The organism is Clostridium moutaii (genome assembly GCF_041205085.1).
GTDB lineage: Bacteria > Bacillota > Clostridia > Clostridiales > Clostridiaceae > Clostridium_B > Clostridium_B moutaii.
This window is the reverse complement of sequence record NZ_JBGEWD010000023.1, coordinates 1-25,487: the sequence shown is the minus strand read 5'-3', so window position 1 is coordinate 25,487 and position 25,487 is coordinate 1. Positions and strand designations below refer to the sequence as shown.

The 25,487-nt window shown below is 29.8% G+C and carries 28 protein-coding genes, 4 pseudogenes and 1 CRISPR repeat array; of the genes and pseudogenes, 5 read left to right on the top strand and 27 right to left on the bottom strand.

From position 1 onward, the window contains the following. The first annotated feature begins 172 nt into the window (after positions 1 to 172). Entirely contained in the window at positions 173 to 280 is a 108-nt protein-coding gene (locus tag AB8U03_RS16320) for a helix-turn-helix domain-containing protein (protein WP_369705630.1), read from the top strand. On the opposite strand, the gene AB8U03_RS16315 is transcribed toward AB8U03_RS16320, so the two are convergent. From AB8U03_RS16315 to AB8U03_RS16290, 6 genes and pseudogenes are all read right to left on the bottom strand, one after another. Next, the gene (locus tag AB8U03_RS16315) at positions 277 to 1,467 is read right to left on the bottom strand and encodes an MFS transporter (protein ID WP_369705616.1); all 1,191 of its coding nucleotides are present in this window, start codon (positions 1,465 to 1,467) and stop codon (positions 277 to 279) included. The two genes, AB8U03_RS16320 and AB8U03_RS16315, sit on opposite strands and share 4 nt — an antisense overlap. A gap of 323 nt (positions 1,468 to 1,790) precedes the next feature. Continuing rightward, on the bottom strand, positions 1,791 to 2,510 hold the full coding sequence (gene uppS, locus AB8U03_RS16310) for a polyprenyl diphosphate synthase (protein WP_369705615.1): 720 nt from the start codon (positions 2,508 to 2,510) through the stop codon (positions 1,791 to 1,793). A gap of 84 nt (positions 2,511 to 2,594) precedes the next feature. Further along, complete coding sequence (locus AB8U03_RS16305; RefSeq protein ID WP_369705614.1) at positions 2,595 to 3,215, bottom strand: methyltransferase family protein; 621 nt, start codon at positions 3,213 to 3,215, stop codon at positions 2,595 to 2,597. Positions 3,216 to 3,306: 91 nt separating this feature from the next. Beyond that, positions 3,307 to 3,555: pseudogene (locus AB8U03_RS16300) on the bottom strand (VOC family protein); the annotation flags it as partial. A 62-nt stretch (positions 3,556 to 3,617) separates the two neighbouring features. Continuing rightward, entirely contained in the window at positions 3,618 to 3,758 is a 141-nt protein-coding gene (locus tag AB8U03_RS16295; protein ID WP_369705613.1) for a hypothetical protein, read from the bottom strand. Beyond that, a pseudogene (locus AB8U03_RS16290) lies at positions 3,745 to 3,960 on the bottom strand (helix-turn-helix transcriptional regulator). The gene AB8U03_RS16295 and the pseudogene AB8U03_RS16290 overlap by 14 nt, the downstream one beginning before the upstream one ends. 244 nt (positions 3,961 to 4,204) lie before the next feature. Between AB8U03_RS16290 and AB8U03_RS16285 the strand changes: the two are divergent. Then, positions 4,205 to 4,906 carry a YczE/YyaS/YitT family protein gene (locus tag AB8U03_RS16285; protein WP_369705612.1) on the top strand — a complete coding sequence of 234 codons (702 nt, stop codon included), beginning with the start codon at positions 4,205 to 4,207 and terminating at the stop codon, positions 4,904 to 4,906. A gap of 450 nt (positions 4,907 to 5,356) precedes the next feature. Here AB8U03_RS16285 and AB8U03_RS16280 read toward each other — a convergent pair whose 3' ends face one another. The 10 genes from AB8U03_RS16280 to AB8U03_RS16235 all read right to left on the bottom strand — a co-directional run bounded on the left by AB8U03_RS16280 (position 5,357) and on the right by AB8U03_RS16235 (position 10,873). Next, positions 5,357 to 5,722, bottom strand: a complete 366-nt coding sequence (locus AB8U03_RS16280; RefSeq protein WP_369705611.1) for a VOC family protein — start codon at positions 5,720 to 5,722, stop codon at positions 5,357 to 5,359. 770 nt (positions 5,723 to 6,492) lie between these two features. After that, positions 6,493 to 6,633, bottom strand: coding sequence for a hypothetical protein (locus AB8U03_RS16275; protein WP_369705610.1), 141 nt, complete (start codon positions 6,631 to 6,633; stop codon positions 6,493 to 6,495). A gap of 117 nt (positions 6,634 to 6,750) precedes the next feature. Next, a complete protein-coding gene (locus AB8U03_RS16270; protein ID WP_369705609.1) occupies positions 6,751 to 7,038 on the bottom strand; it encodes an uS8 family ribosomal protein in 288 nt (95 codons plus the stop codon). A 726-nt stretch (positions 7,039 to 7,764) separates the two neighbouring features. Then, positions 7,765 to 8,172, bottom strand: a complete 408-nt coding sequence (locus AB8U03_RS16265; RefSeq protein ID WP_369705608.1) for a type II toxin-antitoxin system HicB family antitoxin — start codon at positions 8,170 to 8,172, stop codon at positions 7,765 to 7,767. A gap of 40 nt (positions 8,173 to 8,212) precedes the next feature. After that, positions 8,213 to 8,464 carry a hypothetical protein gene (locus AB8U03_RS16260; RefSeq protein WP_369705607.1) on the bottom strand — a complete coding sequence of 84 codons (252 nt, stop codon included), beginning with the start codon at positions 8,462 to 8,464 and terminating at the stop codon, positions 8,213 to 8,215. A gap of 11 nt (positions 8,465 to 8,475) precedes the next feature. Further along, positions 8,476 to 8,853, bottom strand: coding sequence for an SHOCT-like domain-containing protein (locus AB8U03_RS16255; protein WP_369705629.1), 378 nt, complete (start codon positions 8,851 to 8,853; stop codon positions 8,476 to 8,478). 22 nt (positions 8,854 to 8,875) lie between these two features. Then, on the bottom strand, positions 8,876 to 9,238 hold the full coding sequence (locus AB8U03_RS16250) for a DUF2089 domain-containing protein (protein WP_369705606.1): 363 nt from the start codon (positions 9,236 to 9,238) through the stop codon (positions 8,876 to 8,878). A gap of 445 nt (positions 9,239 to 9,683) precedes the next feature. After that, a complete protein-coding gene (locus AB8U03_RS16245; protein WP_369705605.1) occupies positions 9,684 to 9,860 on the bottom strand; it encodes a YjfB family protein in 177 nt (58 codons plus the stop codon). Positions 9,861 to 10,275: 415 nt separating this feature from the next. Beyond that, a complete protein-coding gene (locus tag AB8U03_RS16240; RefSeq protein WP_369705604.1) occupies positions 10,276 to 10,434 on the bottom strand; it encodes a hypothetical protein in 159 nt (52 codons plus the stop codon). A 13-nt stretch (positions 10,435 to 10,447) separates the two neighbouring features. Next, the gene (locus tag AB8U03_RS16235; protein ID WP_369705603.1) at positions 10,448 to 10,873 is read right to left on the bottom strand and encodes a YjdF family protein; all 426 of its coding nucleotides are present in this window, start codon (positions 10,871 to 10,873) and stop codon (positions 10,448 to 10,450) included. 433 nt (positions 10,874 to 11,306) lie between these two features. Continuing rightward, positions 11,307 to 12,319: a CRISPR direct-repeat array (repeat unit 30 nt; unit sequence GTTGAACCTTAACATGAGATGTATTTAAAT). 211 nt (positions 12,320 to 12,530) lie between these two features. Here AB8U03_RS16235 and AB8U03_RS16230 point away from each other — a divergent pair. Continuing rightward, positions 12,531 to 12,713: pseudogene (locus AB8U03_RS16230) on the top strand (IS66 family transposase); the annotation flags it as partial. Here the strand turns inward: AB8U03_RS16230 and tnpB are convergent. From tnpB to AB8U03_RS16205, 5 genes and pseudogenes are all read right to left on the bottom strand, one after another. After that, the gene (tnpB, locus tag AB8U03_RS16225; protein WP_369705628.1) at positions 12,708 to 12,974 is read right to left on the bottom strand and encodes an IS66 family insertion sequence element accessory protein TnpB; all 267 of its coding nucleotides are present in this window, start codon (positions 12,972 to 12,974) and stop codon (positions 12,708 to 12,710) included. The pseudogene AB8U03_RS16230 and the gene tnpB overlap by 6 nt on opposite strands. Positions 12,975 to 13,020: 46 nt before the next feature. Next, positions 13,021 to 13,395, bottom strand: a pseudogene (locus AB8U03_RS16220) (IS66 family insertion sequence element accessory protein TnpA). 212 nt (positions 13,396 to 13,607) lie between these two features. Then, positions 13,608 to 15,350, bottom strand: coding sequence for a cell wall-binding repeat-containing protein (locus AB8U03_RS16215; protein WP_369705602.1), 1,743 nt, complete (start codon positions 15,348 to 15,350; stop codon positions 13,608 to 13,610). A 217-nt stretch (positions 15,351 to 15,567) separates the two neighbouring features. After that, positions 15,568 to 15,849, bottom strand: coding sequence for a hypothetical protein (locus AB8U03_RS16210; RefSeq protein WP_369705601.1), 282 nt, complete (start codon positions 15,847 to 15,849; stop codon positions 15,568 to 15,570). Between the two features lie 897 nt (positions 15,850 to 16,746). Beyond that, on the bottom strand, positions 16,747 to 17,289 hold the full coding sequence (locus tag AB8U03_RS16205) for a superoxide dismutase family protein (protein WP_369705600.1): 543 nt from the start codon (positions 17,287 to 17,289) through the stop codon (positions 16,747 to 16,749). 414 nt (positions 17,290 to 17,703) lie between these two features. Here AB8U03_RS16205 and AB8U03_RS16200 point away from each other — a divergent pair, with 414 nt between their 5' ends. Both AB8U03_RS16200 and AB8U03_RS16195 read left to right on the top strand, forming a co-directional pair. Next, positions 17,704 to 18,195 carry a hypothetical protein gene (locus tag AB8U03_RS16200; protein ID WP_369705599.1) on the top strand — a complete coding sequence of 164 codons (492 nt, stop codon included), beginning with the start codon at positions 17,704 to 17,706 and terminating at the stop codon, positions 18,193 to 18,195. A 212-nt stretch (positions 18,196 to 18,407) separates the two neighbouring features. Beyond that, positions 18,408 to 19,301 (top strand): G1 family glutamic endopeptidase, encoded by an 894-nt coding sequence (locus tag AB8U03_RS16195; RefSeq protein WP_369705598.1) that lies wholly within the window; start codon positions 18,408 to 18,410, stop codon positions 19,299 to 19,301. 255 nt (positions 19,302 to 19,556) lie between these two features. On the opposite strand, the gene AB8U03_RS16190 is transcribed toward AB8U03_RS16195, so the two are convergent. The 6 genes from AB8U03_RS16190 to AB8U03_RS16165 all read right to left on the bottom strand — a co-directional run bounded on the left by AB8U03_RS16190 (position 19,557) and on the right by AB8U03_RS16165 (position 25,263). Continuing rightward, positions 19,557 to 19,799: a type II toxin-antitoxin system MqsA family antitoxin gene (locus tag AB8U03_RS16190; RefSeq protein WP_369705597.1), complete on the bottom strand. Its 243-nt coding sequence runs from the start codon at positions 19,797 to 19,799 to the stop codon at positions 19,557 to 19,559. Positions 19,800 to 19,802: 3 nt separating this feature from the next. Further along, complete coding sequence (locus AB8U03_RS16185; protein ID WP_369705596.1) at positions 19,803 to 20,093, bottom strand: hypothetical protein; 291 nt, start codon at positions 20,091 to 20,093, stop codon at positions 19,803 to 19,805. A gap of 97 nt (positions 20,094 to 20,190) precedes the next feature. Continuing rightward, positions 20,191 to 20,436, bottom strand: coding sequence for an SHOCT domain-containing protein (locus AB8U03_RS16180; RefSeq protein ID WP_369705595.1), 246 nt, complete (start codon positions 20,434 to 20,436; stop codon positions 20,191 to 20,193). A gap of 82 nt (positions 20,437 to 20,518) precedes the next feature. Next, positions 20,519 to 20,818, bottom strand: coding sequence for a hypothetical protein (locus AB8U03_RS16175; RefSeq protein ID WP_369705594.1), 300 nt, complete (start codon positions 20,816 to 20,818; stop codon positions 20,519 to 20,521). Positions 20,819 to 20,877: 59 nt separating this feature from the next. Then, positions 20,878 to 21,381 (bottom strand): hypothetical protein, encoded by a 504-nt coding sequence (locus AB8U03_RS16170; protein ID WP_369705593.1) that lies wholly within the window; start codon positions 21,379 to 21,381, stop codon positions 20,878 to 20,880. A 366-nt stretch (positions 21,382 to 21,747) separates the two neighbouring features. After that, positions 21,748 to 25,263, bottom strand: coding sequence for a phage tail tape measure protein (locus AB8U03_RS16165; protein ID WP_369705592.1), 3,516 nt, complete (start codon positions 25,261 to 25,263; stop codon positions 21,748 to 21,750). Positions 25,264 to 25,487 lie beyond the last annotated feature (224 nt).

Sequence of the window (25,487 nt, the reverse complement as noted above, 5' to 3'; positions counted from 1 at the left end):
TAATATTATCATCTCTTTATTGTATGAATGCTCATATTTTAAATGTTTTTCAATGGCAGACTTGACCAAAAAACCATCACTTTTAAAAGTGATGGTTAAAATTATTATTAGTATTATAAATGTCTTCCATAAGACAAAAGCGGGTTCCCTGTGCTAAAAAACCAATCTCAACATAACGGAAATAGCACTATCCTGTGGGTTCAGCAATATAATTTATTTCACCCGTTTTTATAAAGAGTCTAAAAATATATCTCCTCTAAAATTCAGAAAAGGCAATTAAGAATCACTTGATTTTAAAACAACATCTTTATTATTCCTGAATTTATAAAAATAAATTGCTCCCATAAATCCAATTATAGATACAGTCCCCATAAAATAATATGCCGTACTCATATTATAATTATGAGAAATTATTCCTGTTAAAGCTGGAATTATCGTCATACCGACTGCATAAATTGCCTGAAAATACCCCATGGCAGTAGATTTTTTATTTTGATCAACATTTTTCATTGCCTCACTTGTACAAAATGAAAACAAAATTCCTGTAGACATTGCCATTAAAATCTGTGCAAAATATATATAGGTTATAGAAGCTGAATTAGGAACTACTAAACAATAAATGCAAATGCATACAAGAACAAGGGGAACCCAAAATTTAGGTCCTCGTTTTAATGCCAGTTTTGATGTGGAAAAATAGGAACTAATTACTGCTGCCACTATGTATATTATTGAGTTCATTCCAATTTGAAAGCCGGAAGCTCCAAGTTGTTTCACAATCTGATTTGTAAAAGACATTACAGTAGACATGAGAATACCCTGTTGAATCAGAGTCAGCAAAGAAAATCCTATTAATCTTTTATTGAAATATACAGTTATGAGTTTTTTCACTGGAACAGGTGTAAAATTTATATCTGGTTCCTTTATAAAAAACGCCAGTATAGTTGAAGGCACTGCAGCTACAACACTCAATATACATAAAAGATTCATTCCAAATCTGTCATAAAACAGAGACCCTGCAACAAACCCTACAAGAACACCTATATTATTTGCTGCAATAATTATTCCCATTGATTTTTGCATTTCATCTTTTCTGAAATAATTTGAATATAAAACCATAAATGAAATCCACATAGCTGACGCCAATCCTGAAAATAAGCTTCCAAGAAGAAACCCAACACCATTAGGCATAAATATCCTAAAAAGAGAAGCTAGTCCACTAGAGCCGGTACCTATTATAATAAAAAATTTATGCCTGCCCCTCATATCTGCCATTATCCCTATTGGCATACGAAGTATCATCTGAGATAGTCCATAGGCACCTACAATTACTCCAATAAAATTTGCAGCCACACCTACAGAAAGTAAATATGGAGTTTGATATGGCATATACACATATTGTGAAAACCAAAACATTACCACTATTACGAGTAAAATTCTTTTTTGTACTTTTATATTTAATTGTTCCACTACTGTTCTCCTCATATAATAAAATGCAGATATCACAACACATATTTATGTATCGTGATATCTTATATATTTGTTTCTATTTTATTTTTCCATTTTATGTTTCAATCCCCAAAAACAAAGTGAATTTTAAATGGCCCAACGAAGATTGGAGCTTGTGTTTTCATTAGATAAACATTCTTCTCCAATTGCCTCCACACGCTTAGCTGTTTTTTTCCGTTACTCAAACCAATTCACCTCACATATATGTTTTAAACTAAACTGATATTTTTATGCGGCTTATACGTCAATAATTATTTCAAATAAAAAAGGGCACTTCTATCCCCTTAATATTTAATAACATTATAGTATTTAATTGCATTTTTCAAATGGTCATATTTAAAATCCGGCCAAAAGTCATTTGTAAACCATAACTTGGCTTTCTCAGACTGCCATAACAAAAAATTACTTATCCTCATTTCTCCACTTGTTCTAATAATTAGATCAACATCAGGCAATCCTGAAGTAAACATATACTTGCTGATTAACTCCTCGTTTATTTTATCAGCACTAAGACTTCCAGTATCTATGTCATGCATTATGTTTTTTGCAGCATCTGCTATTTCTGAACGGCTTCCATAATTTAATGCTATATTCAATATCATACCTGAATTATTTTCTGTTGAGTTTTCTGTCTTTTTAATTTCATTTATTAATTCAGAGGAAAGATTATCTCTAATACCAATATGCCTTACCCTAATATTTTCTCCAGCTTCATTACGTAATTTTACGAAAAATTCCATAAAAAGCTTCATTAAGAAATTTACCTCTTCATCAGAACGGCTCCAATTCTCAGTAGAAAAAACATAGAAAGTAAGTACTTCAACTCCTAATTCAGAACAACATCTAGTAATATTTTCAATTGGCTTTGTGCCAGCTCTATGACCAAAAGTTCGAGGAAAGCCTTTCTTTTTAGCCCATCTACCATTCCCATCACAAATTATAGCAATATGATTTGGTATCTTAATTCTATTATCATCTAATAAATCCTTAATCAGACCATTCATTTCCTCTGACCCCTTTTCTTTAACAGTAACTAGCCGTTAGTTCTGTTCACAATATAAACAATTATTGATATATTTTAAAATTGATCACCATATAAGAGGAAAAAGTCGGTAGGAATGTTTGCAATATTCATCAAACTCGCCCTCAAATTGTATTTTCAAAGCCCTTTCTTCTATTTTAATTCTAATGCCATAACATATCATGCAAATTATAAGTACAGCAACTGGCGCAAATACACTTCGCAGAGAAAAGGCAATACCCATCAAACTCATAATACTCCCTAAATATGCAGGATTTCTTATATATTTATAAAACCCCGTTTTGATCAAATGTTGATTATCTGTTGTCTGGACATAAAAAGTAAATGACCTTTTTAAAGTCCATACTAAAATATCTCTAACAAATATTCCACCTATAATAAGTAAAATGCCAATATAATAAAATATATGGGGCAGCAGTAAATTTCTTAAATCTTCTATAAATCCCCTGCTTCTAAAATAGTAACTGACCCAAATGCTGCTGCAAAATCCTAAAGTAATCAGCCATATTGTTCCTCTGTCGGAATCGGAAGGTTTTCCTTCTCTCTTTGCTGTAAATCTGCTGGAAGTAAATAGCCGTATAATAAACTCTGAAAGAAGTAAAAAATAAATAGAATACTGGCAAATACTATACTCTAATAAATTCATAAATTTAGGTGGATCACCCATGAAATTCCCCTCTTTTCAACTCCTTAATCTAGTTTACTTCTGCAAATTGAATAATAATTCAATTATATCACTAGTTAATTAAATACACATCTCAAATTTTCTTTGTATAATCTGTAATGCCCATTCTGTTTCCAAAAGGATCTTCAAATTCAACAGCCATGCCTGTCATGGTTTCAAAAGGTTCGGACAAAAATCGAACACCTCATCCTTTCAATTGATTATATTCAATTTCAACATTTTCAACTTCAAACCAAATGGTGGGCTTCATATTTTTAAAAATACTCTCATCTTTTAAAATAATTGCCGGTTCTTCATTTCCAATATTAAAGGCCGCCATTCCTTAACAATATTTCGCTCATCTTGCTCTTTTCCCTTGATAAAAAATTTGTTATATATGCCGCTTCAAACCAATGCTACAGCTGCGCACATAATAATTAGAGATACAGCTTTTACCGTATATCTACCCAAAAAGAATATAGCACTTGCCGAACTGACCAGCATTATACCAATCACTATGATAGGTATATAATTAAAATTTTTCATTTTTTGAATCCTCCTCATAAATAAATATTTCTTCTATGCTGACCCTAAAAAACTTAGAAATTTTAAAAGCCAGTAATATAGAAGGATTATATCGGCCGTTTTCAAGTGAACCTACTGTCTATCTTGATACTCCAAGTCTTTCTGCAAGTTCTTCCTGTGTAATGCCATGTTGTTTTCTAATTTCCTCAAGCTTATTTTTCAATTAAATTCCTCCAATCAGTGACGGAAAGTAAACTTTCCATTTATAAAATATCATTCCCAGTATAAATACTTCATAGGATGTAAATTCATTATCACTCATAATTTAATTTATTCATAATTTCTGGAGATTTTTATGAGACAGGGTATTTGTAACAAAATAAAACTTTATAGAATTAACATATTGACAATTCTTAATTAAGCTTCTAATATAAATTACATGATGGAAAGAAACGGTGGGATAAATTATGAAATATTATAAAAACATATGGATAGAATTATTACTTAAAATGCCCTCTTTATTTTTTGGCTTTTTTTTATGTTCTATAGCAATACTTCTGGCACTTTATTCAAAACTTGGAATGAGTCCTTGGGATGTTTTTCACATGGGCATAGTTAATCATTCCATTTTTTCTTTGGGACAGACCACACAAATCGTAGGTCTTTGTGTGGTACTGCTATCAATTTTTTTAAAGGTAATTCCCGGAATTGGAAGTATATTTAATATGTTTTTCGTTGGAATTTTTGTAGATTTAATCAACAATACCGGAATATTTAAAACACCAGAAAATATGGTTGGAAAAATACTAATGCTCATATCATCTATCATACTTATGGGTATATCTACATATTTCTATTTACGGGTCGAACTGGGTGCCGGCCCCAGAGACGGGCTCATGGAAGGACTTGTAAAAAAGCTAAATAAGCCAGTATGCCTTATAAGAGGAACCATGGAAATTACAGTTTTAATAATAGGACTCTTTTTAGGAGGTCCCGTTGGAATTGGCACTCTGGTATCTGCAATCGGAATTGGGCCTTCAGTAGAACTTGCATTTAGAATAGGAAAATATGATTCTAAAAAAGCTCATCACATGGATTTCATAGACTTGTATAAAAACATCAAGGGTACAGACAGTGTGGATATTATTGAATCCAAGAAATCCGTTTAGTTTATTATTTCACAAGACTTTTTCATTCTCCTGCAGCTCCCTTCTGCCATCCTATATTGATATCAGTGATTCTCCAGATTCATACTTCCTCTTTCCTAAATATAAACATTTACCTAAATTATCATCAAAGTACTTTTTTTGAGTATTTCTCCATTTCATCAATATCAATATGATCCTCAAAGAATTGTTTCTAAATAACTTTAAAGAAACAATTCTATTGCCTTTATAGCTTTGATGCAGCATTTGTTTTTGCAATTGCACGTTTACCTGCAACTATGTTTCTCTATGGAATAGCAAATATTTCTCCGATTCCAGCCGCTCTTTTAACAGAAATTATTTTAATGAATTCAGAAATTTACATATTTTTAGCATATTATTTGGCTTGATTTGTGGTTCACTTTCAGGCAGATATAATATGTAATGTAATATATTGCCTACAGCATTCTATATTTATTTATTTTCAACTAGTTGAATCTGAATGCCATTTGGATCTTCAATAAAGAAAAATCTCACCTTTGGAGATGGAGAAATTGGCCCTTTTTTAATAGGAATATTTTTACTCTTTACATAACTCATAGCTTCATCCAGCCATTCCACTTCAAAGCCAATGGAAATACCCTCACTTTGATTTTTAACCTTATTCTTTTTATTGCATATCAACTCAATTTTTGGTTTATTCTCTTCTCCAAGCATAACAATCTCTACTTCTTTACCTGGGCTAAATCTTTTTAAAATTTCAACTCCAAGCAATTCATGATAAAATTCCAAAGATTTCTCCATATCTTCAACATTTAATGTTATCCAACAAAAATTCATAATACTACCTCCTGATTAATATATTTATCTTAATATCTTCTCTTTATTTTTTCATTATAATAATCTTTTTAAAATAAGTATTTCATATAACCTCTGCTTTTGCAAATTAATCAATCTGCAATTTCATTAGCAAAACACTGTTGATTACTCCATAACTATTGTTTTCACAAGTTAAAAAACAATTTACATCTATTAATATATAGTAACGCAATGATATAATCTAATTATAACTTAATTCGCAGATTTAAATTTTCAAGAAAAAGAACCCCTAAATACATAAAGGTTCCCATCTTGCGAGGCGAAATAGCAAAACTTACTTCATTGGTTTTAAGGAAACATTAAGGTACTACCTATATTTTAACATTACAACAGAAAAAGCAATAATCTAAATATTAAGAATAAATTAATATATTATGGGTATGCTATTTATAGAGTATTTTCATTTTAATTTTTACATGATTCCCTTAAGATTAGAAGTTCTGGCTAAATTAGCCTGAAGCTTCTAATTATTTTTGATGGTAAAAATATAATAGACTTTATGACAATTTGTGGTATAATAAACATATATAGCTAACTTCTTACAATGTAAGTTACCTTCTTATCTTTATAAAGCCCCGGCTTCCCGGGGTATAATTATTTCTATACTGGAGCTGGGGTATTCGCATTTTGTGTAGTGCCCACAGGAGTTACAGTACTTTGTATTGTAGAAAGCTTAAAAAGCAGAGTTGTTAAATATTCATGCAGCTCTGCTGTATTTCATTATCCATCTTTCACCTCGCCCTCCTAATAGCATCCTTGACCATTCCGTAACAGTCATGGACCATTAACTTTTTTATATCGTAAAAAGAGAGGTTCTCGCCTCTCCTAAGTTTATTCTTATTCAATTTTTCCCTCTTAGGCTTTTTCTTCATATCCCCCCTAATTCCTGCATAAAAACACTTTCTATTAATTCACTGCATAATATAAAAGAGCCCTAGTTATAAGGCTCTTTAAGGTGCTCTAATTATTTAATTAGAATAGCATAGAAATTAATCCACACTCTTAGGGTTTTCTTCTTTTCCCTGTTGTTTTAAATACCATCTTGACGCATTAATTTTCTGGCTCAAATTACCAGCAAATGGTTCAAAACTTTTTATTACCTTATCTTCTTCTTGAAGTTCACATAAAGCATCATAAATTAGAGAAGCGTCCAAATGAGCATTATCTATTTTTAAAAGAAATTTTAAAGTAGTCATTGGGCATTCACTTAATCCACTTATATAATTATGTTTTTTTAGTATGTCTAATATTTCTTGCTTTAAATTCTCTTTATCCATATACATTATTTCCTCCTCAATCTTTATATCTATTAAATTTCTACAAATAATGATAATATCCTGCTAAAATAAAAAGATGGCAATATATACTAGCATATTAATTATTTTTTCTGATTTCTTATATAAAAATAAGTACCAGGTTTTCTGGTACTCTAAGCTATTAATCAATGCTATTGTACTAGCATTGATTTCTTGCCTGCTTTTAATTTTGTGCAAAAAATCACCCGGCATTTAGGGTGCTTATCTGTATATCTGTAACGCTATTACAACTATTAAAAGGAGTGTCTATTTATTATAGTATCTTTTGGCGGTTGCACTTAAGTTTATCGTGCCCTGCAACCACAAGCACCAGCTTAGTAATTACCATTACTCTTTTCATTTATGTAAATTTATTATTTTCAATTTCGCTAAGGCTATTTCCTTAGGACACTTATAAGTATATATGGTATTTGTTACGTCTTAATATCATATTAGTTAACTATTTGTAAACATTATGAAATTTTAAAGACACCCAGCTAAAAGTCAGGTGTCTTATAATGGCCGCAATATCTACATTGCTGAATTTATACCATATCATCTTAGTTTTAATCGACTATATACAGCATATAATACTTTTATATGCTATTTGTCCCAAATATGTTCCAACTTTGTCCTATTTTGTCTCAAATTTGCCTTACGATTTTTTTATTTATTTTATATAAAAGCAAAAGTCTGATTTTTCAGGTTCTATTCACTAATATTTAATTGTCTCTTTAATCCTTCCTGAAGAATATGTGAAAAGTTTAAATGTGCTTCTTCGGCCTCTGTATTAAGCCATGCTGGTACTGTCAAAGTTTTCTTTACTGCCTTATTGTCATATTCTCTTATAACTTTTTTCAGCTCAACTTTAACTAATATAGCTACTTTATTTTTCTTTAATTCTATTTTATTAATTTTAGTTGCCTCATGTATAATAACTTTATCTTGGTATAAATCAAATAAACATAACTTCAGTGCATCCTCTGCCATTATATATGCCTCTTCTAAAATTTCTCCATAAGTTATTATTTCTTCAAAATCTGGGGAACTTACATTATAATCATTTTCTGCCATAGTAGTTATTATTGCAGGAAAAACATATATATCCTTATACATAAATTGAAATAATTACTTGAACTATAAACCTGAATTTGATTTATATGGTTATAACAACTTCTGTACCATCTTTTGCTTTAACTTCCACAATCCTTAATCCACTATACCTTTTTAGAAAACCAACGCATTTTAACAATTGGTTTAAGTCAATCATTTCAACATATTTTCTATTTTTTTCAGGTATATGCTTCATTGTCCAGGGAGATTTTAAAATTGATGCACTAAGCCTTAAAAGTATAAATGGAACAGGTATCACAAATCTCTTCCATCTTGATTTAATATATATTTTCATACAAGCTACTCCTATTCTATTACAACTTCCACTACATCCCCATTTGCACTTTTTACATCCACTATCTTTCCAGAAAGGTTATTATCTATGGCTTCGGATATAAGATTCAGATCTATATTTTCCATTCCCTTGACGCTGTCACTTATAGGAATTTTTCCTACAGTCTTGAGTATTATCTTTATAAACTTTACAGGAAGATTTACATTTACATTGTCTCCATCATGAGAATTAACTTTGATTTTAAGCATCTTGTCCGTTATATCCTCATCTGAAACAGCCTGAACATCCTTACTTTTGTCCTTAAGGGATTCAATAATGTCCTGGGCCTTGTCAGATGTGATTTTACCTTTCTCTAACATTTTTAATACTTTTGCTATTTCCTCATTCATTTTCTTATCCTCCACTTCATATTTATTCATTCAACATCTTAATTGCCTGATCTGCATTTATCTCTCCCCTGTCCAGCATATCCACTACCTTCTTCTTGTCAATCTTCAAATCTTGGGATACATTATACCCTAGTGCAGTTATTACCTCATCTAGTTTTGATCTTACTGTAGGATAGGATATACCGAGTTCTTTTTCCACATCTTTTATATTTCCCCTGTTTTTTAGAAATACCTCTATAAATTTAAGCTGTTCTTTCGTAAGATATTCAAATTTTGACATCTCAAAATCATTTTCAATCACAGTGCTGCACTTGGGGCATTGAAGTTTTGAAATTAAAAGTTTTGATCCGCATACAGGGCATTTCCCAATAATTTTATATGCCATTTCACCACCACCTTTCCTATGGCCATAGTATATCATGTATTTTTTATATATTCAATGCAATAATTAATTTTATTATATATATTTAAATTTAACATTAACATATTTAATTTAAATATTAATAATTCTAATAGTACCTATAAAAATTCGAAACATTTTATTGTAGTATAAATGTATATATTGCACCAATAAATAAAAAAGCTCTTCATGACATTTACTTTATCATGAAAAGCCTAAATTCATATATTCCTAAAATATAACTTTAAATTGAGGATAATTTACAATGGCAATCCGAATGGATCTCATAGTCATTGCAAAAATACACAGTATCATTGCAATGGCTATATGGCTATGGCACTTATATCATATTTTATTTTTTCATCCTCGTTTATAAGGTCTGCCGCAGTAATTTCTATTTCAAATACCAACTCCATACTCATGCAATGACTTATGCTTTCACATCCAGAGTTGTTCCTAAATTCGGATCCTGCATCTCACTGATATTCTCTATCATCTGCTGGGCATTTTCCTGTCCATCATCCAGTACTTTTCTTGTCAAAGCTGTACCTACTAAAGTTGATACATCGAATTGGCTCATAGCTATTGACAATTCAGGTATATCCATATTTTCACCTTCGTCTCTCTTTTATTTTTTAGGAATTCATTAGAGGCCTCCGTCCTCTGTATTTTGGCCATATTATATCTGCTATTAAAGTATTTTCAATTATATTATCGTAATTATATTACAAATATTTAATGTAAATGCTAGATTGCATTTACATGTTGTTTTGGTTTACATTTGTTTTCAATTTACATAATATATAGAATGTATACTATGACAGAATTGATGAAGTTTCATTTCAACAGCTACTAATAATACAGGCTTTACGCATAGACCTAATAATTTACCAAGACTCTAAATAATCCTGACAACCGCTTTCATTCCAGGTATCTAATAGCAGTAACTTCCTCTTTATAATTAATATCTGGTACTTCAGGTTCTTTCATTTGAAATTTCTCCTTAAATTTATTCGAGAATATTATTCCAAATCTACCATGCCGTTATGCAAAAAAGAATAGATATAGATTTGATTTTTACACAAATCTATACCCATTCCCCCTATTTCATAATAACTCTTGTAGGATCTTTGAAAAATAAAGTCAAATATGCTCAGTACCAATCCATAAAATTGATTCATAGAATACTATTAATCAGTGTCCCCTATGCTTCATAAGTTTCTTTTGCTGTCTCAAATAAAATTTTTTTCTTTCCTCTATTTCTCTTTTCTGTTTTGATGCCTTTTTCCTCTGAAATTTACCTGTTTCATACTGTAATTTCATAACAAGCTGTGCTTTTGTTCCTATCCCTTTATATTCTACTTCTTGTTTTATCTTCCTTTTGAGCCTTTTGGAATTCAACTTTCTTTCTTTAGTTTCACTAGTATCATGTAGATGTACTGCTCTGCTAAATTTTAGATTGTAAAATTTTCTAAGTATAAAATCATATACATCATAGTCTCTGGGTTCTGAACCAAATACAAATCTTGAAACCTCATACTTTCCATCATAAATTTTCTCAAACACTCCAATCCAAAATGATCCATCAAAAAATACTGTTAACTTGATACAAATTTCCATATTACATTTTCTCCTGTTTATTTAAAACTTGAAGAATGGACAACCCCAGGAGGGCAGGTTACTTCTATATGTTTAATATAGGTCCGGACTACCAACCGGAACTGTGTTTTTATCTTCATTTATATATTAAACAAAATTGAAATTTTATACAACATGTAAATTTTATTTAATGACAAATATAAGTGCTTAAAATATTGATTACGGCTATAAAAATATTATATAAACTTAAATGTAGGTAATATCACATGACTTTATATTTTTCCAACCCATAGTTAAATTAAAACAACATGAGGCATTGAAATATAATGGCTAAATGTGCTTTTATGGCATAAATTATAAAAAGTTAAAAACAGTTGGAAAAATATTAAGAAAATCCTTTATTTATGTGCCTCTAAGGCATATAATAAAAATAAAGAATAGCTATTTTGCACAGGTTGAACCTTAACATGAGATGTATTTAAATCAACAATTAGGACAGATGCCACATTCACCACATTTGTTGAACCTTAACATGAGATGTATTTAAATTTATAAATCGGTCGATATATTGCTTTTCCTTCTTTGTTGAACCTTAACATGAGATGTATTTAAATTTGTTTTAACTGGATAACTATTAAGGTGCATATATGTTGAACCTTAACATGAGATGTATTTAAATGTAGGTATAAGAATGTACCAGAGAATCTTATTAAACAGTTGAACCTTAACATGAGATGTATTTAAATAGGTACTTGCAAAAGCGTCCTCTTTACTATACAAGGTTGAACCTTAACATGAGATGTATTTAAATATAATAGATAAACTTTCTCGTGATGAACAAAAGCAGGTTGAACCTTAACATGAGATGTATTTAAATGGCTAAATGTAAAGTAAATAAAGTAGAAGTTCCTAGTTGAACCTTAACATGAGATGTATTTAAATCTGTTACTGCCTGATCTAATTTAAAATCCTGTTTTTGTTGAACCTTAACATGAGATGTATTTAAATTTTTTTCTCCTATAGCCTTCCATGACAACCCATCAAGTTGAACCTTAACATGAGATGTATTTAAATTCTGCAAAACTCTTATTTAAAAGATTTTGTGCTGTGTTGAACCTTAACATGAGATGTATTTAAATGGCGATGATAGATGGAGTTGTGAATGAGGAAGATGTTGAACCTTAACATGAGATGTATTTAAATTTATTTTGTTGTAAGGCATTTCTTACTAAGAAAGCTGTTGAACCTTAACATGAGATGTATTTAAATTAATGGTAGAAGGAACATTCAAAGCAACTCACGCCAGTTGAACCTTAACATGAGATGTATTTAAATTTCTTGCTTAGACATTATATATACTTTCTTCATGGCTGTTGAACCTTAACATGAGATGTATTTAAATAGTCCATGATGATAATAACGGTGTTGATGTTGGTGGTTGAACCTTAACATGAGATGTATTTAAATTGCTATTGCAGTACAGTTGATTATGACGGTAATGAAGTTGAACCTTAAATAAGTATATCTTACAATGATAATTATTATTAAATACAAAAAAGTAAAAAAATGGTTGTGGTACCCTCGATTATATATTTGTATTTATTTGGTTTTCATCAGTGAGTTCTCGAATCTGTATCTTGGACCATTAAAAACAAGCAGACGGCTGTAATGAATAATTTTGTCAATCAGCCTGTCTGAAAACAGTATAAGACCTTTCACTTTAGGGAGAAAAAATTGGCTCTTTAGTGGAAGCCCCAGAGGAGCTGAAGCCAGTGCCACAGTCTATAGTATAATTGAAACATCCAAAGCCAATGGATTGGAGCCATACAGCTATTATGAATATACACCGGATAGTTTACCGCTTACGATTCAGGGACAGCCCTTCCATAAACCACCGAAACTCCCTGGGTTTTATACATTTTACTGCTTCTGCGTCTTTAGGCCACTGAAAATGACCATTTTCCAATCTCTTGTATAGAAGCACAAATCCATCACCCTCCCAATACAATGCTTTCAGTCTGTCTTTCTTTCGACCACAGAATAGGAACAAACTATTCTGGAAAGGATTCAATTCAAAATTCTTCTGTACAATGGCGGCCAGCCCGTCAATTGACTTCCTCATATCAGTATGTCCGGTTGCAATGTATATTTTTTCTGTCCTTGAAATATCACCCAACATTTTGCAGCACCCTTATAGTTTTTTCAATTAAACTAGCTGAGGCACTATTACGAATTTCCACCACTGCAGAGCCAAAACGAATAACAATGTCAGTCTGAACTGTTTCTGAAGAAACATAGGCTGCATCTGTAGAAATGCTACTTGATAATTTGGAAGTATCTACAGGAACTATTTGTTCCCCTGGATTTTTGGAAGGTAGGGCTTCACAAGCAGCAGCACGTATTTTTCTCAACCAGTACTAGCTGGTCCTAATGCCATTTTCCAGGGACCATGATTTCACAGTCTGTCCACTGCCGCGGCATTCATGTATGATTTTAATCCACTCATTCATTCTATATTCCTGGGTTGCTTTTTGTACATCCATATAAAATCTCCTTTTAAAGTTTTTCAAGTTAACTTTAAAAACTTCAAAACTTATTTTAGAAGATTATCGCATACTTTTTGAACACTTTCCATCCACTTTCTTATTTGACGCATACCCTGAATCAACCAAAGGCTGTAAAAAAAGTTGATGTACAAACAGCCCTCTTGTGTCAGAGAAATCTGAAATCATGCGGTTTATTCTAAAATATCAATTTACTTAATTTTTGCCATTGGATATGGACTATTAAAATCCAAATCAGTAAGTTTCATACCACCATTTTCATATTTATAATAAGCGTCAAATCCACCTAAGCTATCAGCATGATTAGCACCTGATACGTCTTCATAAACCTTTAACCCATAAGTACCACTATTATCTATATTATACAAACTATACATAGGTCCATGTCCCATCCAAGCTTGCACCTCTTGTCCAGATACTTTAGCATTTTGCATAGATTCATCATTAGCTAAATCTATAGAACAACTTTTATTAAAATTATTTGAATACATTTTAAATGTATCATATCCATCTAATTCATAGGAAAAATTATCTTCACTTATATTTCCGACTTCTAACCCTGGTTTTTCACCATCATTATAGTTATCTACTTTGGTCAAACTACTTCCATCCATAGTTTCAGCATCACAGGTCTCACTTCCGCTGCTTCCTCCTTCTAATGCCATAGATATTATTTCAGGTAATCCATCTCCTGTTATATCTGCTAAGATAATTTGTCCATAACCAACAAAACTTTTACCTACAATTTTTGAAGAAATTATTTGACCACTAGAAGTATTCTGTACATATAACATTACTTTACCATCATTATCTATATTGTTAGTAAGTATAATATTTTCAAAATTTCCATCATTATTTATATCTACAGTTTTTATATCAATAATTTTCTCACCATTAAAGCTTCCACCAATATCTAATTTTGTACCATCAAAACTATTTTCTACATCTTCAGATACAGATCCTTGTCCACCTAAAATAATAATATTACTACTACCCAAAGAATCTATATAACTTTTCTGACTATCAATAATTTTACCCTCTGTAAGTATTATTGGTGCATTTAATTTAGCTGCAAGTGCTGATCCCGACAAAGCATCTGGAAAATTCTCTCCATTGGCAAGTATCACATTTTTAGAATACAATTTAAAATAATCAGCTACCTTTAAAGATGTATCATATCTATTATTCCCGCTAATTCTTATAATGTTTTCATTATCTATATTAGACAAATTATTTTTTAATTGACTTTGAATATTATTACTTAATACTCCGCTACCGCCAATTAAATAGATTTTGGATGGATTTATAGAAGATATTTTATTAATAACAGCATCTGGTATGCTATTATCTTCACTCATAAATATAGGATATCCTTTAGATGCCGCAATACTTGATATACTTAGAGCATCAGGAAAATTAAATCCATTAACTATGACTACAGGAGTGCCTTTTTCAACATTCATCTCATCAACTATAATATTATTAGTATCAAATCTATTCATGCCACCCAATCTCTTAATATTTTTATATCCATACTGTTCAAGTTCATTCACTACATTACTACCAATTGAACTCTCTCCCCCAAGTAAATATATAGTACCATTTTGTGATAAATGTTTACTTATATAATCTAAATTTTCATATGAATTACCATAAATAAAATCATCCAGAAGTAATATAGGTGCATTTATTTTCTTTGATAGCGGTGCTCCAGCTAATGCATCTGGAAAATCTTTGCCACTAGCTATTATTATACTATTCGTTACCCCTGGGCTAACCTGACTAGCAATATAAAAAGATGTTTCATACCTATCTTGTCCAGATAATCTAGTAACATTATAATACTTCGATGATTGCGCAGAAGCCCTATAAAAAGGTACTATAAATAATAAAATTACTGTTAATATAATCATCTTCATAATTCTTTTGTTCACATATAACATCTCCCTAAATGTATACTTTTTAATATTATATTAACATTTAATTAATGTCTTATCAATAATTAGTAAATCTTCTTAATAATACCATTTAGGTTGTATTGTATTTCCATATATCTTGATTTTTATATAAAAAAGAATGAACTGACCCCCATAAGTTAGACCTAAAAATCTAACTTATGGGAGGTCAGTTTTTTATGGCAAAATATAGTTATCAATTAAAAAAAGAAGTTAACGCTACCAATATCAAATTAACATTCATATTTTTACTCAATGTATCCAACTTACCACAACTTGATTTTAATCTTGTAATTTCAACATTAATATCTATTTTCTCGTCTTTTATTTTTTCTTTATAAGAATTATATATCTTACTATATAAATCTTTATAATAATCATAATCATCTGAATCATTCATATATCTGTCAAATATTTTTGAATATCTATTATATTCATGCTTATATATTCTTTTCTTTTTTTTACTTGATTTATCCAAATAATCACCCCATTGTAAATATTCTATATATTAAGTTTAAATCCTTTAAAATTAATATAAAATTTCTCATAAGATACATTTCTAAAAACAGTCATTTTTTTACACGTATTAAAAATAAAAATTTACACTATACTACTGTTATTATCATAATCTCATAACACAGATGAAGAAAGGAAAATTAAGATATGAAGAATATTTTTAAAAAGAATGCAATTATATTATTGATAATATTAATAGTATTAGTTATTTTTGAAATTCAATCTATTGTAGCAAAACACCAATTTCATCATATCTCCAATAATAAATATATAATATCCAGTTCTTTTCGATCCCACAAAGATAAATCTGTAAAATAAATTATTTTATAAATTTTATCCTCTATAAAGCTGTTTTAAGACGTTTTAAATCCAATGGAAGTCATTTATTTTTCTCAATCAACCGGCCGCTGTAAAGTGCAGAGCTTTGAAATTTTCTCTCTAGATTATTTGAAAAGACGTACTTTGAAATCTAAAAAAATTCTTACAAATTTATAAAAATAAATCTAAAAAAATGCAAAATTAACACATAACTATTTTGTACTAAAAAACAAAGAAGGAGGAATAGAAAATGAATAAAAATTTATTTTACATTTTATTGTTAATTGTTGTACAAGCTCTCATACAAATAATTTTTAATTTTGTAATAATTTACCTTAAAAGTAAAATGTAAAAAATAAGCAATAAATTATAAGTAGTAAATTATCCGGTGTGTATACAAAAATAAAGACCATTCATTTTTTAGAGTGGTCTTTATTTTTGCTATTTGTTCCTTTTATAGCAAGATTGAACCCATAGATTTCAATATCAATATATTAAAGTATTATCTCATAAGAAAATATTCCTCTTAAACATTCTTTAATTACATCACTGCTTTAATAACACCACAAGCTAACCTTCTACCAGACGCTCCAGAAGGTTGAGTTCTATAATCATCTGGGCTCTCATGTATAATCACTGATTTTCCAATAATCTGAGCAACATTAAATTTATTTGTAAAAAAAGTCATTCTAGAATAACCATTATTAGAAAAAAGAACAGGAAAATCTCCTGCATGATTGCCATGGGGCTGATTAGTTGGATTCCAATGTTCTCCGGCAGGATTGAATGGTTCCTCAGAATTACCTACAGCACATGTACCATTCTGGTGTATGTGAAATCCATGAGGCCCAATTTGAGGGTTTCCATCCATAGCAGGTCTATAAGAAGGTAATCCATTGACTTCTGCCGAAACCTCAGTCCCTCCACTTACTTGAGTAAAGATAACAGTACCTCTTATATTAGTAGCCAAGGGGCCTCCCATTATATGGGCTACAGCTTTTCTGACAGGCACATTCATATCATCATTTCTATATCCACAGTCATTATGACTTAAAAAAGGGCATTTATATTCGTCAAAATACATAATATCCTCCAAATTAAACACTTCAATTTATGTTATGTAAAACTTTTAAAATAGTTACAATTATATAATTGTATTCTAAAGATATTATTAGTAAATAAAAGTATTAGTGAACATTATAGTGTTTTTATCAATATAATCATTCATATGACTTAATTAATAATTATTATCAATTAATACAAATAATCTATAAATACATTTTCTTGATAAAAATTTTATATTTAATAACGATGGAACCCTTTGATATCAATAGATTAAGCCACTTTTTATTTATATGTTATCGTATTCACAAAAAAATAATCTTTATGTGTGAGTAGATGTCATTTTTTTTAATTTTCACCTTATATTCTATACTAAACATTTTATATATCAATACGATAAATAGGTTAAATAAAATTTTTATGGAAGTGAATATAAATGGATGTAAATAGTATTATGAGTACTTATTATATGAATTCTTTATGGAATAACTTAAATTCTACTTCAACAACTCCTAATGTTCCATTAGTAAATAATATTGACTCTACCTTACAAGAGGATTATACTGCATCTAATTACTTTGGACAGAATACCAGCACAGAACTTCAGGATATTTATCAGCAAGTTGAACCAACATATGGGATACCGTTAGCGTATAGTTCATTAGGTGATTTATCTATACCTACAAATATTACTCCACCTAGCAACGGGCTGCCTCCTGCTGAATCAAATATTGCATCATTACTTCAGGGCAATAATACTGAAACAGATAATATAAATGAAAATATTTTATCTCAATATGATGCAATAGAAAATAGCACATATCAGTATAGTTATTCAAACATTTTATCTTCAAATCCTAACGATATTTACAACACTATTGATTCTTTATCACAACCTATAGACAATAATTTAGACACTTTAGTATAATAGCTTCAAATCTTTAATATTCAAAGAAAATTTACACTATAATAACATTAATATCATAATTTTGTAACATATTAGTGAGAAATTATTGGTATTAAGAAATTTTATAAATTAAAATATAAAGGAAGGAGGAAAATTAAATAATGAAAACTATTTTAAAAAAGATTCAAATATCATTATTAGCGCTATTAATGATATTTGGTAGTGGATCTGTTATGGCTAAAGGACAAGCAAAGGATACTTCCAATGGAAGCTATGTTTTATCAGGTTATTTTCCAAGGCGAAATCTAATCAATTCAATTCGCAATTATCATCCTCAGTCCACTGAAACTACAATAAATCTTCCTGCAAATACTGAGAAATCTAGCAATTGGGCAGGATATATAGATACACCTACTTCCCAAAATAATAGTTATACAAGTATTTCTGGTAGTTGGATAGTTCCTACTATTTCATCAGCTCAACAAGATACTTCAGCAGCACAATGGATTGGTTTAGGTGGAGTGAACTCCAAAGATCTTCTTCAGATGGGAACTATAGAAGAAATAAAAAATGGACAACCTACCGCAGAAGTATTTTGGGAAGAATTGCCTAATGTTGCTCAAAATATAATGAGTATTCCAATTGGTTCAACCATTAGTTCAAGTATATCCAAAACGTCAGATTCAACTTGGAATTTAGTATTTACCGCAACTACACCACAAGGACAAACAGAAACCAAGACCATATCTACAACATTGGATTCTTCTTATGCTGAAGAAATTGGGACATCTGGAGAATGGATCAGCGAAGATCCTTCTAACCAATATTCTCAACTGTTTCCTTTAGCAAATGCAGGTACTGTAAAATATCAATCAGCTACAGTTAATGGTACATTGTTGAACAGCTCAAGTAATACCGTTCATCCAGTTGCAATGATATCAAGCAATGGAAATGTTTCAATTTACCCTTCTACAATTGAAACAGATGGAGAATCATTTACAACAACTACTAATATTAGCTCAATTGCTAAACATAGGTTTAATAATTTTCCAAAATATACTTTAAAAAATCCTAACAGTAAAATTCATTCTAGAAAATCAATGTCAATTACAGTAATATTTCACTAAAATAATAAAGAGGTTATAGGGAATGGGTACAGATTTGTGTAAAAAACAAATCCATACCCATTTTCGAGTTACTTTTAAAATATAATTTTAACAAAATATTTTTTTCCTGTATTGCCGGAATTGTATTAATGGTTATTCTAATTATGATACTACATAATGCCATAAAAAATTTCAGTAAATTATTAGCAAAATATTCTATTAATAGTAATATCTAAAAATTAAATAAGAAGAGACACATTTAAATCTCTCCAATTTTTAACTACTACATTTACAATCTATCTCCGAATAATTCATAACTAATATTTCAGCTTTATTCTTTCTAACTTCATCCACTATTTTTTCTACTTTTAAAGCAATATCATTTTCAAGAAAATATTCTCCACATTGCTTACAGACATTTGCCGGAACATCTTTAATTATGATAATATGTCCATCCAGATCTACAATGTGATTAACTCTACCCTGTACTAAATCACCTTTACATAAAGTGCAATTCATATATTATCTTCCTTTTAGTACTTTAATATCAACTTGATGTCTTCCTATAATTGTTTTTATTGCATCTATGTTTTCATTTATATTTTTTATATCATTTTTGATATTCTCTATATCAATATCATTATCCACTTTATTCTTTCCAGTTCCAACAACTTCTAAGCTATGTACTAATGCTTTAAGAATTTGAGTATTTTCATCCAATTGGGATTTTATAGTGTCAAGTTTTTCGTCTAATTTCTTATCTAATAAATCCACAATTTCCTGTAAATCTTTTTTATCCGTATTAACAACCACCTTTCTAAATTATCATATTATATTTTTCTATTTACAATGAGAAAAAACTATAAATAAAATTTTATGTAATAATAAAGAACTCAGCTAGGAGTTCCTTTTATTTAAGCATCTGATTTTTTTTAGTTTTATATTCTTCTTCGCTTATTTCACCTTTAGCAAATCTTTCATTTAATATGGACATGGCTTTTGCTGAAGATATATTAGTAGCAAGGTTTAAATTTCTACTGCTAATTGCCTTATATATAAAATATGCTATTAATAAACATACTATTAACACTGGAATCATAATTATTAGATTAAATCCGCCATATCCATAATATGTTCCAAATCCATTACAAAACATCCAAAACACCTCCATATTTTTATTATATCATACTTTATCAACTCAAAAACATAATAAGATAATTAATTAAAATATGCCATTTTTATATTATATTGGCAGGTCTTTTACATAATATCATCTTATTTGAATAATTAGTATTATCTAGTACTAAAACTATTACTGTATCACCTATTTGATATTTATCATCATTCATAGCATGTATAACTTGTACCTGCCCATTTATCAATGTATTATATGAATTATCTCTATTATATTGTTGTATTTGTCCATATAATATATGACAATAATTTATTTTTTTTATCTTCGAATTGACTAATGAATTAATTGATTTTAATATTTCTAATTTCATCTTATTTAATATATTACCTTTGTTTTGTATCATCTTTTACACTCCTTCTTTTTTAAATAAAAGAGAGAAGATATATTTCAATCTTCTCCTAATCATATTTCATTACCATATTTATAACTTGAAGTATACTGTTTCACTGTACCATCTAATGATGTTAAAGCATTTACTATATCTTGTCCATCTATAACACTTGGGAATTCTAATTTGTCTATATGATATTGATGAACTACTTGAGTAGGTTGCGATTTATTATTTATATTACTTGCTACCTCTGGTGTCTTTGGTATTATTATATTATCTAATAAATTACTAGAAGCAATATTATTAAATCTATTTGTTATACCATCCAAGTCAATATCCTTAATTAAATCTACTGCTTTATACATTTTTGCTGTATCTTCAGAATTTAATACATATTCTGGTTTACCGGGTGTACCATCCAACCATTGTAATCCAGTTTTTGTATTTTCTCCACCAGTATCAAATTTGCTCAAATCAACATTAGGATTTGTTGGTACAAGCCCCCATTTCTGAGCTATATCTTCAAGATATAATTTATTCGTATCATATCTAGTTGTTCCAGGTCTTCCACTCATTCCTGTACCAGCATAAATAGTAAGTTTATCACCAAATTGTGCCTTTAATATCGCTGCATCTGAACCTCTTGCTCTAATGCTGTTTTTTCATCATTTAAATCATCCTGTAAATGTTGCTGTGCTGTCTGATGTTCCCAATCATTATCTGATTGCTGTTTATCCCTTAAATCCTGTTCATCTTGATCTACAGTGGATTGATTTGCTACATATGTCCAATTCCAGTTACCACTCTTATCTTTAGTTAATTGTTGTACATTTCTATCATTTTGATCCTGTTATAATTTTATTCTAGCTTGCTCTAAATCAAGTAAATTCTTATCCCTAGTTTCCTGTTCCTGTAAAGCTTGATTCTGCTTATCCATAGCTTTAAGTTGAGCATCTATATGCTGCAATCCTAGCACTAACCTCAGCATATGTTACTGTAGTTTCATTCTCTTGCCATTTCATTTTTGATTTAGCTGCTTCCATAGCAACGTTAGCACTAGTTTGTAATTTCCCATTTTCAGTATCTAACATTTTTCCTTCACTGTCTAATAAACCAGTATTATTAATAGTAATATTACCATCTTTATCTTTAGATACCACTAGACCATCAATACTTTTGGATAAATCTTGAGATAGTTGAGACATTCTTTCTCTTTGAGTTGCATCTTTATCTTGTACTTCTGCCAATTGCTGATATTCTGATATTTCATCTTTTGTCTTATTATTCTTATCAGTTTTTGCTTTAGCTTCGTCTTGAACATTTTGTAATAAATTATTGTTATATAATTGATTTTGTGCTTGAGCCAGTGTATTTGTTGATACTCCAGCATCATCCATTTGTTTCTTTAAATCAGCTATATCAGAATTGATTTTCTTTAATTTACTAGAATCGTAATCCTTAACAAGACCAGTAGTACCAGGATCACTCATTTGATCTTCTAATTCTTGTTTTTGCTTTTGTAAACTTTTAATCTGATTTTCTTTGTCTTGAAATGGCTTTAAATTTGTTTTTATTTCTTGTGATGAATTATCCTTCATTGCCTGAGTCAATCCTTCATAAGAAGTTTTCAATTCGTCTGTCTTTTGTTTCATATCCTGTTGATGCTGTATATGATTAATTATTACTGCTGAAGCTATTCCAATACCAGCTATTATATATATAAGTGGATTTGTTAATAATGCTAAAGTTACTCCCTTTATAGAAGTTGCAAGTATATTAAATGTATCTGCTAATCCTGCAACTATACCTGCTTTACTAGATATAATTATAAAATTACTTAATACAATTCCTATTTGAGTGAATAAACCAGTAACTAACTTACCATTTTTAATTACTAATATTAATGCTGTTGCTAACCCCGCTAACGCTATGCCCGACTTTGGAGTTGTTGTAATTAATGTATTTAAAGTCCATACAAATGAGGTCAATCCTTGTAATGCTTTATTTATAGAGCCAGTAGTTACCATAGATTGATATAAATTTTCTACCGCATGTTGAAAATCCTTAATTTTTGCTAATGTGCTTTTATTCCATACATTATTAAATTTTTCTTCTGCATATCCAGCACTATCACCCACATCTTTTAACATACCTTGTACCTTATCATAATTCTGCATTAGTACCTGAAAATCATTCGCATGATTAACGCCGGCCATAGCTTTACTAATGGCAGCCCTACTAACTTCAGGGAGGTTACTAAACTTCTTAGCTAATTCATCCAATACTGTCTCATAACTTTTAAATGTACCAGCATCAGATCGTATATTTACATCTGCATATTTTTTTAAATCTCTTTCAACATTACTAAGATCTTGTCCTTCTGCGTCAAATTTCTGTCCACCTTTCACGTTTTGATATCTTGCGAATTGTGCCTGAAAAGATGATCCAATTGAACTTGCATTTTCTCTAGTAACACTAGATACAGTACTTATATATGCTAATAAGTGGTCAAAATCAACTTTTACAGATTGTGCCATAGCAGATGAACCTTGCATTGCTGTGCTTATTTCTTTAAAACTTGTGGCACTGTCATTATCTGCCTTTGTTAGCTTAGAAATCACATCCATCATAGCTTGAGCATCCTTAGTGTTCATCCTAAATCCATTACTTATAGCAATTAATTGGTCTGCTACATCTTGATTTGATTGCCCTGATAATGTAGCTCCTATAGTTGTGGCTTTCAACATATTTTTAGTTTGAGATATACTATCACCTGCTCTAAGAAAATCCTCTGCGCCTGACATCATTTCTCCTGTTGTACTATGTAATTGAGTAGCCAAATCAGAAAATTGTTGAGTTAATCCTTTAACCTGGCTTTGATTTGCCCCAGTAATCATTTGAATATTAGTTTGTGATTTATTTAAATCAATCACATTTTGAATTGCATCCTTAATTTGATTGATTCCACCATAAACCGCTGCACTTGCAGCGCTAAAACTCAATAATCCTTTTACACTGTTTCCAATACCCGAACTAAATGAACGATTCTTCTCATCTACATTTTGTAGACCAGTATTTAAATTATATATACCTTGGGTATCACTATCTATGGTCATTTTATGCTTACTAATTACATTACTACCTTCATTAATTGTGTAATTGACCGTTTTTATTTTATTACCTAAAGAATCTACACTTTCATTAATAGAGGATATGGAAGCTTTGGCACTAACTGTACTCTGTAGAAACTTTTCTACGTCCTGAAAGCCAGAATTTATATCTAATCCTGTACCGCTAAAAGTCCCTAAATTAGAACCAAATCCTTTGACTCTTTGCACTTCAGTTGCTAATTGTTTCAATTTTTCTATTTCTTGGGAAATAGCACTAGAATCTCCTTTTAAATTAGGAGAATTATATAGCCCCTGCAAGCTAGTTTTTAATTCACTTATCTTACTATCAGGAATTATGTTACCAAACCTAGATTTTAAGGCATCTAATGCTGTTTCTTGCTGTTTTATTGTATTAGTAATGCTAACAATAGAGCTCTTTTCTTTATTAAAATCATTAATCCTATTTTTGATGTCATTTGATTGCTCTGTAGTAAGTGATTGTTCAGCTTTCTTATATGTATTTAATTCGTTTATCAAAGATCTATATGTAGTCTCTAATTCAGCATATTGAGAACTTCCAGCATCTAATTTACCGCTATAACCAGACCTAACATTGTTTAATCTATTTTGCTGGGTATTTACAAAGTTATTTAATTGTTCTTGCTGCCTAATTCCTTCACTATATTTCTTTTGCTCATTCAATAAATCATTATATGTATTTTTTATTTGCTCTGTTTTCTCTTTAAAATTATTTATGTTAAGAGAATCCAATTGTTTTTGAAAGTCAACTACAGAATCAATCTTAATGCCCTGTAATTCTTTTACAGCATTATTGTATTTATTCTTAAAATCTTCTAATTTAGACAATGTCTGATCCAAATTATTTATTTCTTTAATACTGTCAACCTTAAAGGATATTGGTGTCATAGAATTCTTACCATCTACGAATTCACCAGCATTGTACTTTACTTTGTCAATTAATCCGTTTAATTGTTGTAATTGTATTGTAAAATTCTTTATCATTCCATTTTTATCAAAATTAGGACTCACATTAATTTGACCTAATTGCTTATATGTATTAATAATATCTTCAAAAGAACCTTTAATCCCCGCTAACTCCTCTTTGCTTTTACTAGCATTAACTTGTATATCTATTGGCTTTGCAGCGGTATCCCTTACGTTTCTTATTGCATCCAACATAGAATTAAGCTGTTTTATTACAGCATCATCCTTTATATCAACCCCTAATTCAATTTTTTGTTGCTTTATTCTATCTATTTGTTCCATTAATTGCATCTTCAAAGAATTTAATGAAGATTCATTCCAGCCGATTTTTAATCCACTCAAATTTTATTGCCTCCCGTTTTCTAATTTTTTTCATAAAAACCTGCTAATAAAAATCAATATCTTTAATGCAAGTTTTTATTAGCAATTTATTTCATTGCGTCACAAATAGACCAACCATATTTTCTATGCTTGGCCATTTCAAGTATTATTATCTCTAAAAATTATTATATATACACTTCTGTATATGTCAATAACTTTTTAGGTCAAAAGGCCATCCAATTTTA

Excerpts from the sequence above, each read along its gene's own strand:
- uppS (WP_369705615.1), bottom strand. The coding sequence starts at position 2,510 with ATGAATGGTCTGATTAAGGATTTATTAGATGATAATAGAATTAAGATA.
- AB8U03_RS16305 (WP_369705614.1), bottom strand. The coding sequence starts at position 3,215 with ATGGGTGATCCACCTAAATTTATGAATTTATTAGAGTATAGTATTTGC.
- AB8U03_RS16295 (WP_369705613.1), bottom strand. The coding sequence starts at position 3,758 with ATGAAAAATTTTAATTATATACCTATCATAGTGATTGGTATAATGCTG.
- AB8U03_RS16285 (WP_369705612.1), top strand. The coding sequence starts at position 4,205 with ATGAAATATTATAAAAACATATGGATAGAATTATTACTTAAAATGCCC.
- AB8U03_RS16280 (WP_369705611.1), bottom strand. The coding sequence starts at position 5,722 with ATGAATTTTTGTTGGATAACATTAAATGTTGAAGATATGGAGAAATCT.
- AB8U03_RS16275 (WP_369705610.1), bottom strand. The coding sequence starts at position 6,633 with ATGAAGAAAAAGCCTAAGAGGGAAAAATTGAATAAGAATAAACTTAGG.
- AB8U03_RS16270 (WP_369705609.1), bottom strand. The coding sequence starts at position 7,038 with ATGGATAAAGAGAATTTAAAGCAAGAAATATTAGACATACTAAAAAAA.
- AB8U03_RS16265 (WP_369705608.1), bottom strand. The coding sequence starts at position 8,172 with ATGTATAAGGATATATATGTTTTTCCTGCAATAATAACTACTATGGCA.
- AB8U03_RS16260 (WP_369705607.1), bottom strand. The coding sequence starts at position 8,464 with ATGAAAATATATATTAAATCAAGATGGAAGAGATTTGTGATACCTGTT.
- AB8U03_RS16255 (WP_369705629.1), bottom strand. The coding sequence starts at position 8,853 with ATGAATGAGGAAATAGCAAAAGTATTAAAAATGTTAGAGAAAGGTAAA.
- AB8U03_RS16250 (WP_369705606.1), bottom strand. The coding sequence starts at position 9,238 with ATGGCATATAAAATTATTGGGAAATGCCCTGTATGCGGATCAAAACTT.
- AB8U03_RS16245 (WP_369705605.1), bottom strand. The coding sequence starts at position 9,860 with ATGGATATACCTGAATTGTCAATAGCTATGAGCCAATTCGATGTATCA.
- AB8U03_RS16240 (WP_369705604.1), bottom strand. The coding sequence starts at position 10,434 with ATGAATCAATTTTATGGATTGGTACTGAGCATATTTGACTTTATTTTT.
- AB8U03_RS16235 (WP_369705603.1), bottom strand. The coding sequence starts at position 10,873 with ATGGAAATTTGTATCAAGTTAACAGTATTTTTTGATGGATCATTTTGG.
- tnpB (WP_369705628.1), bottom strand. The coding sequence starts at position 12,974 with ATGAGGAAGTCAATTGACGGGCTGGCCGCCATTGTACAGAAGAATTTT.
- AB8U03_RS16205 (WP_369705600.1), bottom strand. The coding sequence starts at position 17,289 with ATGTATTTTGACGAATATAAATGCCCTTTTTTAAGTCATAATGACTGT.
- AB8U03_RS16200 (WP_369705599.1), top strand. The coding sequence starts at position 17,704 with ATGGATGTAAATAGTATTATGAGTACTTATTATATGAATTCTTTATGG.
- AB8U03_RS16195 (WP_369705598.1), top strand. The coding sequence starts at position 18,408 with ATGGCTAAAGGACAAGCAAAGGATACTTCCAATGGAAGCTATGTTTTA.
- AB8U03_RS16190 (WP_369705597.1), bottom strand. The coding sequence starts at position 19,799 with ATGAATTGCACTTTATGTAAAGGTGATTTAGTACAGGGTAGAGTTAAT.
- AB8U03_RS16180 (WP_369705595.1), bottom strand. The coding sequence starts at position 20,436 with ATGTTTTGTAATGGATTTGGAACATATTATGGATATGGCGGATTTAAT.
- AB8U03_RS16175 (WP_369705594.1), bottom strand. The coding sequence starts at position 20,818 with ATGATACAAAACAAAGGTAATATATTAAATAAGATGAAATTAGAAATA.
- AB8U03_RS16170 (WP_369705593.1), bottom strand. The coding sequence starts at position 21,381 with ATGAGTGGAAGACCTGGAACAACTAGATATGATACGAATAAATTATAT.